Source organism: Myxococcus sp. CA056, assembly GCF_013336715.1.
GTDB lineage: Bacteria > Myxococcota > Myxococcia > Myxococcales > Myxococcaceae > Myxococcus > Myxococcus llanfairpwllgwyngyllgogerychwyrndrobwllllantysiliogogogochensis.
Window position 1 is genome coordinate 491,592 of the sequence record NZ_JABUMT010000001.1, and the last position, 15,777, is coordinate 507,368.

Here is a 15,777-nt window from a genome sequence, read left to right on the forward strand (position 1 = left end):
GGTACACCGGGGCGAAGACAGTCATGCCGTCATCGCCCCGGAACCGAGCGCGGCCTCAGGGCAGTGCCACGGCCCCCGGCACGGCACGCTGCCCTGGCACCCCCACGCCCAGCGTCCCGTGGAAGTTGGTGCCCCAGCTCAACGCCGTCCCTTCACCGTCGAGCGCGACGGAGAAGTCCGTGCCGGCGGAGACGGAGTTCGCGCCTCGAAGGCCCTTCACCCGCGTCGGCTCCAGTCGCGGGGAGCCGTCTCCGGTGCCGAGCTGTCCGTGCGAGTTGCGCCCCCAGGCCCAGACCTCGGAGCCCACGGCGAAGGTGTGGCTGGCCCCGACGCCCAGCGACACCACGCCCGCCAGTCCCGGAACCGGCGAGGCGAAGATGCGCGTGGACAACCCTCCATCTCCCAGCTGGCCATGGTCGTTGCTGCCCCAGGTCCAGACGGTGCCGTCGTCGCGCAGCGCCACGGAATGGTAGCCCCCCGCCTGCGCGGACTTCACCCCTTCGAGCCCCAGCACCTGGAAGGGTGAGGTGCGGTTGGTGGCCGTCCCCTCGCCCAACTGCCCATGCGCGTTGTGGCCACAAGCCCAGAGCGTCCCGTCCGCGCGCAACACCAGCGTGTGGTGCTCACCGCCCGACACCGCGACCGCGCCCTCCATCCCCACCATGCGCGTGGGGACCTGACGCGCCACCAGCGTGCCGTCGCCGAGCTGCCCGAAGACGTTGTAACCCCAGCTCCACACGGAGCCGTCCTCCCGCACCGCCAGCGAGTGGTAGCTGCCCGCGGACAGGGCCACCACCTTGTCGAGCCCCACCACCTGGACGGGCCGCGGGCGCGGCGTGGTGGTGCCGTCACCCAGTTGCCCGAAGACGTTGTTGCCCCACGCCCACACCGTGCCGTCCTCGGCCAGCGCCAGCGTGTGCCACGCGCCAGGAGAGACCGCCTGCATCTTCGGCAGCCCCTGCACCGTGGTGGGCATGGCCTGGCTCTCGATGGTGCCGTCGCCGAGCTGCCCGTAGCCATTGCCGCCCCACGTCTGCACGGTGCCATCCTCGAGGAGCGCCACCGCGTGCTGGTACCAGGCCCGCAGGGACAGCACGGGAGCGAAGTCCTTCGACGTCGGAAGCTTGACCGCCACCGGCGCCGTCCTCGGCCCCGACTCCACCTCGCCGAGCTGGCCGTATTCGTGGCTGCCCCAGGAGCGAGCGCTCTCGTCGTCCAGCAGCGCCAGCGAGTGCTGCTCGCCCGCGGCCACCTCCGCGACCTGCGTGAGCGCCAACACCTGCACCGGCGTGAAGCGCAGGTAGTGGGTGCCGTCGCCCAGTTGTCCGTAACCGTTGTCACCCCAGGCCCACGCCGTGCCGTCCTGACGCACGGCCAGCACATGGTGCGGGCCCGCGGCCACCGCCTTGATGTTCGTCGGCAGGAGCACCGGCTTCGGCGTGCTCCTCGGGATGTTGGTGCCATCCCCGAGCTGCCCGGAGTTGTTCGCGCCCCAGCTCCACACCGTGCCGTCGTGCAGCACCGCCAGCGAGTAGGCCCGGCCGACGCTCACGCTCACGGCGCCCGCGAGCCCCGTCACCCGAAGCGGCACCGTGCTCGCCGTCGTGGTGCCGTCCCCGAGCTGGCCCTTCTCGTTCGCGCCCCAGGCCCACACCGCGCCGTCCTGTCCCACCGCCAGCGCATGAGCTTCCCCCATCACCACGGAGGCGATGCCCGACAAGCGCTTCACCTCCATGGGCGTGGCGCGGTCCACCAGGCCTCCTTCACCCAGCTGCCCGCTGCCATTGGCGCCCCACGTCCACACCGTGCCGTCCACGCGCAGGGCCATCGAGGCGTCGCCCCCCGCCGCCACGGCCACCACGCCCCACAATCCCTCCACCATCGCCGGCAGGAGGCGCGGCTTGACGGTGCCATCCCCGAGCTGCCCGCGCTGATTGGCGCCCCATGTCCACACCGTGCCGTCGCAGGCGAGGGCCAGGGAGTGCTGACCTCCCGTCGCCACGGAGCGGGCGCACGGCAGGCCCTGCGTGGGCACGGGCGATGCGCGGTAGGTGGCGGTGCCATCTCCGAGCTGCCCCGACGCATTCTGTCCCCACGCGAGCACGGTGCCGTCGGCGCGCACGAGCATCGAATGCGAGCTCCCCGCCGCGAGCCGCCGTCCCTGTCCCAGCCCGCGCACCTGCACGGGCAGCGCGCTCCAGCCCGCCGCCCCGATGCCGAGCTGACCAAAGCGGTTGTAGCCCCACGCCAACGCCATGCCGTCCTGGCGCACCGCCAGCACATGCAGGTAGCTGCCACCCAGCAGCTTGATGCCGGAGGCACCGGGCACCACGCCGGGCACCACGCGCGAAGTGACTCCGCCATCCCCCAGCTGCCCATACATGTTGGCGCCCCAGCTGCGCAGCGTTCCGTCCAGGCCCAGCGCCATGGAGTGGTACAGACCTCCCGCGACGGAGGACACCCCCGTCAACCCCGGCACCTGCACGGGGCGGAACCGGTCGACCCAGGAGCCATCGCCCAGCTGCCCCTCCGCGTTGTCGCCCCACGCCCACACGGCGCCGCTCTCGAGCACGGCCAGCCCATGCGCCGCGCCCGCGGCCAGGGCCCTCACGCCCGTCAGCCCCAGCACCGGCACGGGTGACTCGCGCTGGACGCCGCCGCCATCCCCCAGTTGTCCCTCGAAGCCGTCACCCCAGGCCCGCACCGTGCCGTCGGCGAGCAGCGCGAGCGAGAAGTAGGTCCCCGCCGCCACGGACACCACATTCGACAGGGCCTTCACCGGCACCGGCGTGAGGCGGTCCTTCGTGGTGCCGTCACCCAGCTGGCCCACGCCGTTGTAGCCCCACGTCCACACCGTGCCGTCACCGCGCAGCGCCACCACGTGGCTGCCTCCCGCGGCCAGGGACGTCACGCCACTCAAGCCCACCACCTGCACCGGCGTGAGACGGTCCTTCGTGGTGCCGTCACCCAGTTGCCCGTTCGCGTTGCGTCCCCAACCCCAGACCGTGCCGTCGCTGCGCAGCGCGAGCGAGTGGTGTCCGGACGCCGTGACGGAGCGCACGTTGCCGAGGCCCAACACCCGCACCGGCGCGTGACGCTCGGCGGCGGTGCCGTCTCCCAGCTGCCCGTAGTAGTTGCGCCCCCAGCCCCACACCGAGCCGTCCGACAGCGCGGCCAGCGAGTGGAAACTGCCCGAGGCCACCGAGGTGACTCCGGACAGGCGTGTGACGACCTCTGGAGAGAGCAGCCGCTCGGAGCTGCCGTTGCCCAGTTGGCCGGAGGTCCCATTCCCCCAGGACCACAGCGTCCCGTCGGCCCGCAGCGCCACCGCGTGCTGCGTCCCCGCCGCCAGCGCCGTCACCGAGCCCAGCCCCCGCACCTGCACGGGAGAGCTGCTGTCGGTGGTGGTGCCGTCGCCGAGCTGCCCCTGCGTGTTGCGGCCCCAGGCGAACACGGTGCCGTCCTCGACGCGCACCAGCGAGCCGGCGTCCTGCGCGGCCACGGACGTCACTCGCGAGAGTCCCGCGACCTGCATCGGCGTGGGACGGTCCGTCCAGGTGCCATCACCCAACTGGCTGGAGGCATTGCCACCCCAGGCCCACACCGTGCCGTCCGAGCGCAGCGCGAGCGCGTGGTAGATGCCCGCGGACACGGCGGTGACGTTCCCGAGGTTCATCGCCTGCGTCGGCGCGAGGCGCTGGGTGAAGGTGCCGTCGCCCAGCTGTCCGGAGGCATTGGCGCCCCAGGCCCACACCGTGCCGTCCGCGCGCACGGCGAGGGAGAAGTCGAAGCCAGCACCGAGGGCCACCACGTTCGTCAGGCCGACGACCGGGGCCGGAGTCAACGCCTGCTGGGTGTTACCGCGACCGAGCTGGCCGTAGAAGTTGCTGCCCCATGCCCACACGGTGCCGTCGGAGCGCAGCGCGAGCGAGTGGAACTCACCGGCGGCCACGGACACCACGTCTGCGAGCCCGGGAACCTGGCGCGGCGTGGCGCGGTCCACGGTGGTGCCGTCACCCAGCTGCCCGGAGGAGTTGCTGCCCCACGTCCACACCGTGCGGTCGGAGCGCAACGCGAGGGAGTGGGAATCACCGGCCACGACGTGGGTGATGTCCTTCAGTCCCGGTACCTGCCCGGCGAGGACGCGCTGGAAGGACTTGTCGCCGGTGCCCAGCTGCCCGGAGGCATTGCCACCCCAGGCCCACACGGTGCCCAGCGGCGTGACGTAGAGCGAGTGCTGCGCGCCCGCCGCCAACCTGGGGGCCGCGGCCGCCAGGGCCTGCGAGCGCGTGGCGACCGCTTCCGTCGGGACGACAGGCGCGACGGGCGTGGAAAATCCTTCGCACCCCGCGGTGAGCAGAACGCTCAGCACCAAGACCAGCGGGAACTTCTGCCCCGCCTTCAAGTTGTCCATCCGCATCACTTCGCCTCCAGCGCGAGAAGCGGCCGTCCATACCTCGTGTCCTTGGCGGATGAGAAGCGTCGTGCACGGGCACGCGCACCAGGAGGAGGACGGCGCGACGGGAAGACCCCGCACGGGACGCCTGAGTCACACCCTTTCGGGAGCCTCCTCCACGGCCAGGCAGGCGGGGTGCACGCACGGGGCGATTCACGTTTCTTCACGAGGAATGCGTTGCGGCGCGTCGAGGCCGGGCGAGTATTGGGACGACCATGGACTCACCGGCGCGCTTCATCATCTTCGCGGTCCTCACGAGCCTCATCACCGTGGGGGTCCACATCTACCTGTACCGGCGCCTGTTCGCGGACACGTCGGAGGACCGGAGCTGGCGCCGGGTGGGCATGGCGGTGATGACGGTGCTGGGCGCACTGCTGGTGCTGTCCTGGTCGGTGACGCGCTTCCTGCCGATGGACGCCACGTTCGCGGTGGCCACGGCCGTGTGGATGTGGATGGGCGCGGCGACGTACCTGCTGTTCGCACTGTGGGCCATTGGAGGCGTGCGCGCCCTGTCGCGGAGGCTGACGCGGGCCCGGGCGGCCACGGCCGACGGCGTGAGCCTGGCCACGCTTGGGGGTGCGGGCGCCGTGGCGATGACGCAAGCGTCCTCCGTGGACCTCTCCACGAGTCCGGCTGGAGCGGCGAGTCAGGTCGAGGTGCCGGAAGTGGATGTGGCGCGGCGGCGCTTCCTCGCGCGAGCCACGGCGGGCGGCGCGCTGCTCGCGTCGGGGAGCCTGACGGGCTACGGGACGTGGAGCGCGTTCCATCCCCCGGTGGTGAATGAAGTCGCGGTGCGGCTGCCCGGACTGCCTCGGGAGCTGGATGGCTTCACCCTGGTGCAACTGAGTGACATCCACGTGGGCCCCGTCATCCAGCGCAAGTTCATGGACGAGCTGGTGGCGCGGTGCAACGCGTTGCGCCCGGACCTCGTGGCCATCACTGGGGACCTGGTGGACGGGAAGGTCGCCTCGCTGGGGCCCTCGGTGGCGGCGCTGCGGGAGCTGCGCTCACGGCACGGCACGTACTTCGTCACGGGAAACCACGAGTACTACTGGGACCCGGGTGCCTGGGCGGGAGCGCTGGAGGGCATGGGGGTGCGGGTGCTGCGCAATCGCCATGTGCGGATTGGAGACGCGGGGGCCTCGTTCGACCTGGTGGGCGTGGATGACTGGTCGGCGGGGCTGTCGGGCGCGAAGCAGGGCTATGACTTGAAGGCGGCGGTGGCGGGGAGGGAGCCGGAGCGGGCGGCGGTGCTGCTCGCGCACCAACCCTCCAACTGGCGCGTGGCGGCGCAAGCGGGCATGGGGTTGCAGTTGTCCGGGCATACGCACGGGGGACAGTTCTTTCCGTTCACGCTCGCGGTGTCGGCCATCTGGGAGCACGACGCGGGACACTTCGAGGAGGGCGACAAGCACCTCTACGTCAGCCGGGGCACGGGCTTCTGGGGGCCGCCCCTGCGCGTCGGCGCTCCTCCGGAAATCGTCAAGGTGACGTTGCTGGCGGCCTGAAAGACAGACACAGGTTCAACCCTTGACTCCTGTTGGTGCGCGCTCCGGGCACCATGAGCCGCCAACGCGTTAGAATGACGCCCGGGTGTCGCCGCGGGACTGGGGTATGGTTTTCGTTGCCATGAGCAAGGAACCGGCGAAGAGAGAGCTCAAGCAGGAACGCTCCGCGCGCACACGCGTGGACATCCTCGAAGCAGCCATCACCCTGTTCGCGAAGCGAGGGTTCCTGGCGACGACGATGGCGGACCTGGCGCGCGCCATCCGGATGACCCCTGGAGCGCTGTACTGGCACTTCCCCACGAAGGAAGACCTGCTGCTCGCGGCCATCGAGGAGCTGCACCAGCGCTACCTGAGTGGCTTCGTGGACCTGCTCGACGAGCACCGCGGCCTGTCCGCTCGCGAGCAACTCCAGGCCTTCACCCGCGGCACGCACTCCTTCCTGGGCCAGCATCGCGAGTACGGCATCTTCTTCGGCATGCTCGCGGCCGAAGCGGCGGACTCGAACGAGCGGGTGGCGGAGGCCATCCGCGAGAAGCTGGGCCTGTACGCGAAGGTGCTGGGCGGCATCCTCCGTCACGGGCAGACGACCGGCGAGTTCCGTCAGGACGTGGACACGGAGCTGGCGGCCCACGGCGTCTTCGGTGGCTACCTGGGCGCGCTGATGTACCAGAACCTCTTCCGCGCCACGCTCGACTACGACTCGATGGCCGCCTCGCTGGACCGACTGCTGATGGACGGCGCGCTGGTACGCAAGGCGCCGTAGCGCCCTGCTCAACCCCAGAAGCGCCACCAGGGGCGGCGCTGTCGCTCCCGCGCCTCGTCCCTGAGAACCTCGACGTGGCCATCCACGTCCCTCGAAAAGGCTCGGGCGGCCCCGACATCGCGGGAGCCGCCCGAGCAACTTCTCACCGTGTCACGCGGCTCGACGCCGCGCGGGGTGTCACGGCAGTGGGGTGATGATGTTCTGCCTGCCGGGGGTCAGCGTGGTGGTGAACCTGAAGTCATCCAGGTTGTCGTTCGTGTCGGAGCTGTCCGCGCCGCGCGCCAGCGTCCCCTCCGTCGTGTCGATGTCCGCCAACGCCGCCGTGCTCCGCGGCCCCTCCGTGAAGTCGAACCGCTTGTTCGCCACGCCCGCGATGGTGCCCTGATTGACGGGCCCCTCGTAGGCGAGCGAATCGAGGATGGATTCCGTGGCACTGTCGAAGAGGGCGACCGCGTCCGCCGTGGGAGTGGAGTTGCTGCCACCATTCTGGATGGCCTTCGTCGACAGCAGCGTCTTGATTCCCGCCTGACCCGCGAGCGGATCCACGATGGCAGCGGGGCCCACCACCAGGTACTCACCCGGCGCCAGCGTGACGACGCTCGCGAGGTCGATCTTCTCGTAGCTCGCCGGCACCGCTGGCGAACCATTGACGAACACGAGGTACACCCCCACCAGGGAGATGGCCGAAGCCGTGGGGTTGTAGATCTCCACGAACTCCTTGTTCGCGGTCGTGTCCGTGCCCTTCGGGTCGTAGTCCACCTCGTTGATGACCAGGTGGTTGATGGCCGGGCGTGGCACCGTGGTGATGGCCGCCGTCTTCGTCACGCCCTCGTACGTCGCGGACACGGTGCCACTCAGGGCCTCGGTCCCCGCCGTGAAGAGGACCTGGACGCTCGTCTGTCCCTCCGGCACCGTCACCGTTGCCGCGGGCAGCGACCCCAGCGTGGCCGAGGACACCGCCAGCGTGACGGCGGCGCCACCGACGCCCGCCCTGCGGTCCAGCGTCACCGTGAAGGCCTGCTTCGCCCCGAAGTACACCGACGCCGTCTCGGGCGTCAGCGAGGCGAGCTGCGCGGGCGGCGGCGTCACCGTGACGGCCGACGTCCGCCGCACACCGAGCAGCGACGCGGACACCGTGCCCTCGCCCTCACCCCGCGCATCCGCGGTGAAGAGGAACGTGGCCTCCGTCGCGCCCGCGGGCACCGTCACCGTGGCCGGCACCGTGCCGAAGAGCGTGACACCCGCGCCCGGCGTGGCGGCTAGCGCCACCGCGAGGTCCGCCGTCGGCGCCGAGGACAGCGTCACCCGGAACTCCTGCGTCAACCCGTACCGGACGACCACCGGCCCCGTGGGCGTCATGCCCAACAACCTCGGGGAGACCAGGTCCACCGTCACCGTGGAGCTCGCGCTGCTGGCGCCCAGCTCCGCCGTCACGGTGCCCGTGGGGCCCGTGGCCGTTTCGTCGACAGTAAGGGTGAACGTCGCCTCCATCGCGTTCGTCGCCACCGTCAGCGCCCCATCCACCGGAGTGAGCGTGCCGAAGCCCGACGTGGGATTCACGGTCAATGCGATGGTGGAGTTCGCGGGGGCCGGACGGTCCAGCGCCACCGCGAAGCTCACCGAGCCCCCCGGAACCACCGTCGCCTCGGAAGGCGTCAGCCCGGTGATGGCGGGCTGCTCCGTCGCGCCCAGCACCCGGAACGACGCCTGGCGGGTGGTGTTTCGCAGCGACGCGGTCAGCGTCACGTTCGCCGCCGGGGCCAGGGGCTCCACCTTCACCTCCACTGCGCTCTGACCCGCGGGCACCGTCACCCGTCCGTTGGCCACGCGCAGCGCGCTGCTGTCGCTGGAGGTGATGAAGATGTCGAGCGGCTCCGAGTAGGTGCCGGACAGCGTCACCGTCAGCGCCTGCGGGAAGGTGCTCACCGCGCCCGTCTCGCCCAGGCGGACGAACCCGTCGCCCGGCCCGAAGCCCGTCAACGACGGCATGGGCGGCTTCAGGTCCGCGATGCTGCGCGGCATCACCTTGGAGTCGCTGAAGCTGAACGTCAGCACACCGCGCAGCACGCCGAACCGCGTCCCCAGCGTCGGGTCCGCGTAGGTGTACGCCAGGTCGTCCACCATCAGCCCGGGCTGCGACGTGTTGCCGCTCTCGTTGACGAAGAACTGCTTGAAGTTGTCCACCGTGCTCGTGGTGCTCACGTCGTACACCTCCACCAGCACGCCCTCCAGCGCCTCGGCCCTCGGGCCTCCAGTGCGGATGTCCGCCGTGGTGACGGGCACCGGCGCCGGCAGCGGGTTGCCAGCGCTGCGCCGGACGTACTTCACGTCCACCAGCTCCGGCAGCCCGTTGAAGAGGGTCAGCGTCGCGGTGACGATGTCCAGCCGGTCTCCCACCGCGAGGTCACCCTTGGGCGCGTACACGTAGATGCCCGAGTTCTCCACGCTCGCTCCCGACGGCAGCGGGTGCACCTGCAGCCAGTAGCCCTCCACCGTCGCGGCGCCCTTCACCACGGCGGTGACGATGACGTCGTTGAACGACACCGGCCGCCCTTCCAGGGGCAGGCGTCCATCCTCCCGCGTCTTCAGCGCATGGATGCTGGACGGGCAGCCCAGGTGGCCCGCGTTGGGCGTCGCGGCGCACACGTCGCACGCATCGCCCTTGCCATCTCCATCCTGGTCCGCCTGGTCCTGGTTGGACGTGAAGGGGCAGTTGTCCTGCCACGTCGGGAACCCGTCCTGGTCATCATCGCCGACGACGACGTGCGTACACGCGGAGGTGTTCGCCGCCAGCGGGCACGGGTCGCACGCGTCGCCCACGCCGTCGTTGTCCGAGTCGGCCTGCTTGCCGCCGTCCATGGGACGGATGGGGTTGAAGATGGTGCGGCAGTTGTCGATGGAGTTGCGCAACCCGTCGCCATCCGGGTCATCCACCTTGCTCTCACCGGAGTAGACGTTCGAGCCGCGCACCGACGCCGGGAAGTCCGGGTTGTTCGAGATGCGGCGGGGCACGCAGACAGGCTCGCCCTGGGGAACGCCGCAGGCGAACAGCGGATAGCCCACGGGGTTGGCGGCCTTGAGCGCCTCCAGGTTCTTGCCCAGCTCCGACTGGAGGCAGACGGTCTTGGCGGTGCCGCACACGTCCATCGCGTCGCACGCCTCCGCCTCGGCCTTCAGCGCGCCCACCAGCGTCTGGTCGCCGTAGAGGGCCTTGCCGGCGCGCATCGTCAGCACGACATCGGCGGGCTCGGCGGAGATGACCGCCCGGTGCGGCGAGCTGGCGTGGGTGCGCAGCGAGTAGATGGCCAGGTCGCCCAGCTTGCCCGGCGCGAGGCGGCCCACGCGGCTCTGCATGTCCACCGCCTCCGCGGCGTTGGCCGTCGTCATCTTCCAGAGGTCCACGTCGCTGAACGTCCGGGCGAACTGCACGGTGTTTAGCGTGTCCGCGCACTTCAGCTCGCGCAGCATGTTCATGGAGCCGGACTGGGCCCAGTCGGTGCTCAGCGAGATGCTCACGCCCAGCCGCTTGTACGCGGACACCATGGCGGTGTCGCCGTACAGCGTGAGGTTGGAGCGCGGCGACCAGATGAGCGCCGTGCCCCGGTCCGCCATCAGCGTGATTTCGCGCGCCGTCATCGCGATGCCGTGGATGAGCGTCGTGCGCGGCTGCAGCACGTCATTGGGCGCCACGGACACGCAGCGAATCTCGTTGTAGGCCTCCGTGCTGATGCCCTCGCCCAGGTGCGGCAGGTAGGCGGCGACCTTGGACAGGCTCGACGTCCTCGGCATCCGCGCATAGGTACAGTCATCCGCCCTCAGGTCCGTCTCCTGGTCCCCCAGCGGATAGGTGTCCGAGACCGCGACCCACATGTCCATGCCCTCCTGACGAGTCACGGGGACCTGGTCCAGGTTGCGCAGGAGGCCCGCGACGCCGCCCACACCCGCGATGGACGTGGTGCCCGAGAGCAGGTGGCGCAGCTCGATGAAGCCCACCGAGTCCGCGGCGGACCGGGTGCTGTTGGCGACGCGGGTGTGGTTGCCCAGGCCCCGGAACCAGTCCAGCCGGTGCTCGTAGCGCTCGTCCGTCCACGCGTAGGGGCCGTTCTGGAAGGTGACGTGCTCGTGCGGGTTGATGAGGCCCGGGGAGATGACACCCGTCGGGCACGAGATGTGGGTGGCTTCAGCGGCGCCATCCTCGGTGGAGCAGTCACACGACGCGCAGGTGATGACGCCCTGGGGGTTCACCATCACCTGGCCGCCCACCAGCGTCTCGCCGTCCTTCAGCACGACGCCCGTGAAGAGGCGCGCGCCATTGCCGGCCTTCGTCACCGCGCACGTGGCCCCATCCGCGAGCGGGGGTACGTCCGCCGCCGCGCAGCGGGTCAGCGTCAGCGAGCAGTCCACCTGACAGCCGTCACCGTCCGCCGCGTTGCCGTCGTCGCACGTCTCCGTGCCCTCCAGCTTCCCGTTGCCACAGACGGGCTTCTCCACCTCGGGCGTCACCGTACAGTCCGCGTCGCAGCCGTCGCCGCTGACCCTGTTGCCGTCGTCGCATTGCTCGCCCTCTTCCTTGGCGCTGTTGCCGCAGACGGCAGGGGCGACGCAGCTCGCGCCCTCACATTCCGGCCTGTCGTCGCCAGAGCAACCAACGTGGGACAGCAACACCGCGGCGAGCGCGGCCAGCAGCAAGCGAGGGAACTTTCGCATCTCGTGGGTCTCCCGGGGACACCGGCCTGGGGTGAGGCGGTACGTCCTCGACACGCGCGGAGAGTAGCTCGTGAAACATTTCAGCGACAGGCGACCCCGGGGCCCCGCCGCGAAATACCTGTAGTCAGGACGACCCCACGAGCCAGATGCGGGCTGGAGGGCTGGGGGGCCGTGTCGAGTTCCCAGCTTTTTGTAGAGTGGGACGACCGATGACCGCGCACACCCTGACGAGCCCCGTCTCCCGCTTCCTGGACGGACACCTACGACGCGATGCGCAGGCCCGGGAGCTGTCGGTGGCGCGCTTCATGGCGGGCCTGTCGGGCGCGTCGGTGGTGGTGGCCGCGGCGCTGGGGCCCTCGATTGGCTGGGGCTTGACGCAGGCCCTCATGGGGTTGTCGGCGGTGCTGGCGCTCTACTACACGGCGCTGTGGCGCGTGCTGCGCTCGGGTGCGTTCCACCCGGCGATTCCCTGGCTCAACGTGGCGATTGAGGTCAGCATCCCCGCGGTGGTGCTGGCGTTCGACCTGCGCTTCCAGGGGCCCATCTACGCGCTCACGGCGCCCACGCTGGTCATCTGGCCCACGCTGATTACGCTCGCGACGCTGCGCAGCAATCCCCGGCTGGCGCTGGCTGCGGGCATCCTGGTGGCCGCCGAGTACCTGGGCATCTACTTCCTCTTCGTCCAGCCGCTGTTGCCGGAGTCGGCGCTCATCACGCTGACGCCGCGCTTCATCGCCACGCGGGCCTTCTTCTTCGTGGCCGCGGGGGTCTTCACCGCCACGCTGGCGAGGCACTTCCTCCAGCTGACACGGGGGGCGCTGTCCGCTCTGCGTGAGCAGGAGGTCATGGGCAAGTACGTGCTGCACGAGCGCGTGGGCGCCGGAGGCATGGCGGAGGTGTACCGGGCCACGTACTGCCCGGAGGGTGGCTTCCAGAAGCAGGTGGCCCTCAAGCGCATCCTCCCCTCGTTCGCGGACGACGATGAGTTCGTCACCATGTTCCGCCGGGAGGCGGAGCTGTGCTCGTCGCTCAACCATCCCAACATCGTCCAGGTGTTCGACCTGGGGCGGCATGGCGGCACGTACTTCCTGGCGATGGAGTTCGTGGATGGCATGCCGCTCAGCTCGCTGATGCGGGGGCTGTCGCGCCGGCCGCTGCCGGTGGCGGCGGTGACCTTCCTGGGCGCGGAGCTGGCGGCGGCGCTCGACTATCTGCACCGCCGCACGGGCGCGGATGGACAGCCGCTGCGGCTGGTCCACCGGGACCTCAACCCGCCCAACGTGCTGGTGTCCCGCTTCGGGGAAGCGAAGCTGTCGGACTTCGGGATTGCGCGGGACTCGGCGCGCTCGCAGCTCACGGCGGCGGGCAGTGTGCGCGGCAAGCTGGGCTACATGGCGCCCGAGCAGGCGGCGGGACGGCCGTTCGATGGGCGCGCGGACCTCTTCGCGCTGGGACTGACGCTGCATGAGGCCCTCACGGGCCGACGCGCGCTCCAGGGCTCCACGCAGGAAGCGCTGCTGCGCGCCACGCTGGACCAGGAGCTGGCGCCGCCTTCGCACTTCAACCCGGAGGTGCCGCCCGAGCTGGACGCGGCGGTGATGGGGTTGCTCGAGAAGCGGCCCGAGCAACGCACGGCCAGCGGCGCGCTGCTGCGACAGCAAATGCTCGCGATAGGCGGTGAGGCCGCGCCCTATCCCCGAGGACAGGCGCTGCTCGCGCACGCGTTGCGTGAGGCGCAAGAACGCAACCAGAAGGACAAGGCCAGTGATGCGGGCGGACAGGCGCCGCCTCGTGCCCCCGCCACCGCTCGCCCGGCCTGATGCACGTCGAGGCGCGACCAGCCACCGCGCCCGGCACAGCCATCCCCGAGGCCCACCCCCGCCGAGCATCGCGCCACCGCGCTCGCAGCCTCCCTGCTCGAGCAACCACGCTCCAGGCATCGCCGTGCGACAGCCTCCCCTTCACTCAAAATCCCTGCGCGCTCGGCACCTTCGCGCTACTTAGGGCGCGCACGCCTCACCGGGAGCAACACACCATGGACGTGGCCGTCCTCACCTATGCCGACCTGCCGGAGCTCGACGCCTTCGACGCTCCCCTGCTTCCCGCCCTGAATGCGCTGGGACTGGATGCGCGGCCTGTCGTGTGGGACGACCCGACGGTGGACTTCCGCACCGTGCGCATGGCCGTCGTGCGCACCACCTGGGACAGCCACCTGCGCCGCGACACCTTCGTCGCCTGGGCGCAGAAGGTCGGCCGCCTCACGAAGCTCCACAACCCGGCCGACGTGCTGCGCTGGAACACGCACAAGTTCTACCTGCGCGAGCTGGAGGCCAAGGGCATCCCCGTCACGCCCACCGTCTGGGTGGAGCGCGGCGGCACGCTCGACGTCGGCGCCCTGGTGAAGTCGCGCGGCTGGGACGCCGTCGTCCTCAAGCCCGCCGTGTCCGCGGGCGCACTCAAGACACACATTCTTCCGCGCGCCGAAGCCGCCGCCGCCACTCAGCTCGTGACGGAGCTGGCCGCCGAGTGCGAGCTCATGGTGCAGCCCTACCTCACCGCCTTCGAAACAGAGGGCGAGCGCAGCTACATCTCCTTCGACGGCGCCTTCAGCCACGCGGTGCGCCGGCCCCCCACGCTGAAGTCCGCGCCCCGGGGCTTCGCCCAGCCCACCGTCTTCACGCCCGACAATCGCGAGGAGTCACGCCTGGCCGAGCGCGTGCTGGAGGCCATCGGCCAGCCGCTGCTCTACGCCCGCGTGGACGTGGCCACTGACAACGAAGGCGTCACGCGCCTGCAGGAAGTGGAAGTCACCGAGCCCTCCCTCTTCCTGTCACTGGACCCCGAGGCCCCAGGCCGACTGGCCCGAGCCATCGCCGCCAGACTCTGAAGCCCTAGAGGCCGCACACCTTCGCGTCGGTGTTGCGGAACACGCAGAGCAGCTTCGGCAGGCGCTTCTTCCAGAAGGACCAGTCGTGCTGCCCGCTCGGCTCGTGCACGTGGGCCACGTCATAGCCCCGGCTCTTCAGCGCCGCGAGGAACTGGAGGTTGGACTGACAGTCGTCGGAGCCCTGCTCGCCGTCGTCCGTGCAGCCCGTCGCCGGCGAGCCGTGGTCCACGTAGAAGCGCACCGGCACCACCGGCTCCTGCCCCGCGCGCAGCACCATGGCGTTGCCGTCGTCCCGGTCCACTTCACCGTCGTGCGGCCAGAACAACGTCCCCGACTGGGTGCCCACGAAGCCGAACTTCTCCGGGAACTGGAAGCCCGCGTACACGGAGATGAGTCCCCCCAGTGACGCGCCGAAGATGCCCGTGTCCCGGGGACCCGTCTTCACCCGGAAGCCCGCCTCCACGCGAGGCATCAGGTCATCCTTCAGGAAGGCCAGGTACTCATCACCCTTGGGCGCGGGCCAGCCCGGGGCGCGCGCGGGCGCGAAGGTGTACTGCGCCAGCCGCACGTCCTGCGTGGGAAGCGCCACGAAGACGAGCACCGCCGCGTCCTGGGGCCGCGCCTTGTAGTGTGCGTCCGCCGCGTCCACGAAGGACTCGCGGGTGATGCTCTCGTTGCCGTCGTGCACGTACATCACCGGCAGCGTCGGGCACTCCGGGCCGTCGTAGGACGGCGGCGTGTAGACGAACACGTCGCGCGCATCCCCGAGCACCGTGGCGCGCACGCCGTACCAGGCGGTGAGCCGCCCCTTCGTCGCGTCCTGCGCGTCCGGATAGACGAGCGAGTTGAACTGGCCCACCGCGTTGCGGTTGAGGCGGTCCCACACCACGTGCTTCGCCCGAGGGTCCTCGAAGAAGCCTCCACCCTTCACCAACTTGTACGGGTGCGGCCCCGTGCGCGGGATGTCCACCTCCGCGACGAACAGGTCCGTGTCACGCACCTGCGCCAGCGGCGTGGCGGTGGGAGACCACTCGTTGAAGTCGCCAGCCACGGACGTGTCGCGCGCGGAGTCGCCACGCGCGAAGAAGACCACCCGCTGCCGGCCCGAGCGCGCATCGCTCACCAGCGGCGTGCCGCCCTGCGCCGCCACATCCGCCACGAACTGGTCGATGGCCGCCGTGCGGACCTCGGGTGAGGTGGCGCGGCTCATCGCCAGTTGCAGGTTCACCCACAGGGAGATGGGCGCGCCGCGCACCACCGCCGAGCGCTGACAGGCCCAGGTCTCCGGCCCCGAGCCGCCGTCCGGCGAGACGCCCCCATCCGGATACGTCTGGGTGAAGGGCGGAGGTGGCACGTACGCCGCGCCCTCGGAGTCATCACAGGCGGACAGCAGCGTCGCGCACAGCAGGACGGCGGACAGACGGCGCATCAACGTCTCCAGTGGCTGGAGGGAACC

At 70.7% G+C, this 15,777-nt stretch carries 7 protein-coding genes; 4 read left to right on the forward strand and 3 right to left on the reverse strand.

Features of this window, described 5'->3' with window-relative positions; genetic code table 11:
* Positions 1 to 55: 55 nt before the first annotated feature.
* Entirely contained in the window at positions 56 to 4,420 is a 4,365-nt protein-coding gene (locus HUA76_RS01980; RefSeq protein ID WP_174459836.1) for a chromosome condensation regulator RCC1, read from the reverse strand.
* A gap of 251 nt (positions 4,421 to 4,671) precedes the next feature.
* Here HUA76_RS01980 and HUA76_RS01985 point away from each other — a divergent pair, with 251 nt between their 5' ends.
* Positions 4,672 to 5,964, forward strand: a complete 1,293-nt coding sequence (locus HUA76_RS01985; RefSeq protein ID WP_174459837.1) for a metallophosphoesterase — start codon at positions 4,672 to 4,674, stop codon at positions 5,962 to 5,964.
* Positions 5,965 to 6,085: 121 nt separating this feature from the next.
* On the forward strand, positions 6,086 to 6,727 hold the full coding sequence (locus HUA76_RS01990; protein ID WP_141640941.1) for a TetR/AcrR family transcriptional regulator: 642 nt from the start codon (positions 6,086 to 6,088) through the stop codon (positions 6,725 to 6,727).
* A 177-nt stretch (positions 6,728 to 6,904) separates the two neighbouring features.
* Here HUA76_RS01990 and HUA76_RS01995 read toward each other — a convergent pair whose 3' ends face one another.
* Complete coding sequence (locus tag HUA76_RS01995; protein ID WP_174459838.1) at positions 6,905 to 11,434, reverse strand: amidohydrolase family protein; 4,530 nt, start codon at positions 11,432 to 11,434, stop codon at positions 6,905 to 6,907.
* Positions 11,435 to 11,643: 209 nt separating this feature from the next.
* Here HUA76_RS01995 and HUA76_RS02000 point away from each other — a divergent pair, with 209 nt between their 5' ends.
* Positions 11,644 to 13,254, forward strand: a complete 1,611-nt coding sequence (locus HUA76_RS02000; protein ID WP_174454418.1) for a serine/threonine-protein kinase — start codon at positions 11,644 to 11,646, stop codon at positions 13,252 to 13,254.
* Positions 13,255 to 13,469: 215 nt separating this feature from the next.
* The gene (locus HUA76_RS02005) at positions 13,470 to 14,321 is read left to right on the forward strand and encodes a RimK family alpha-L-glutamate ligase (RefSeq protein ID WP_174459839.1); all 852 of its coding nucleotides are present in this window, start codon (positions 13,470 to 13,472) and stop codon (positions 14,319 to 14,321) included.
* A 4-nt stretch (positions 14,322 to 14,325) separates the two neighbouring features.
* Here HUA76_RS02005 and HUA76_RS02010 read toward each other — a convergent pair whose 3' ends face one another.
* Complete coding sequence (locus HUA76_RS02010; RefSeq protein WP_174459840.1) at positions 14,326 to 15,750, reverse strand: esterase family protein; 1,425 nt, start codon at positions 15,748 to 15,750, stop codon at positions 14,326 to 14,328.
* Between the last annotated feature and the right edge of the window lie 27 nt (positions 15,751 to 15,777).

Coding starts and splice junctions, on each gene's coding strand:
- HUA76_RS01980 (WP_174459836.1), bottom strand. CDS start 4,420: ATGCGGATGGACAACTTGAAGGCGGGGCAGAAGTTCCCGCTGGTCTTG.
- HUA76_RS01985 (WP_174459837.1), top strand. CDS start 4,672: ATGGACTCACCGGCGCGCTTCATCATCTTCGCGGTCCTCACGAGCCTC.
- HUA76_RS01990 (WP_141640941.1), top strand. CDS start 6,086: ATGAGCAAGGAACCGGCGAAGAGAGAGCTCAAGCAGGAACGCTCCGCG.
- HUA76_RS01995 (WP_174459838.1), bottom strand. CDS start 11,434: ATGCGAAAGTTCCCTCGCTTGCTGCTGGCCGCGCTCGCCGCGGTGTTG.
- HUA76_RS02000 (WP_174454418.1), top strand. CDS start 11,644: ATGACCGCGCACACCCTGACGAGCCCCGTCTCCCGCTTCCTGGACGGA.
- HUA76_RS02005 (WP_174459839.1), top strand. CDS start 13,470: ATGGACGTGGCCGTCCTCACCTATGCCGACCTGCCGGAGCTCGACGCC.
- HUA76_RS02010 (WP_174459840.1), bottom strand. CDS start 15,750: ATGCGCCGTCTGTCCGCCGTCCTGCTGTGCGCGACGCTGCTGTCCGCC.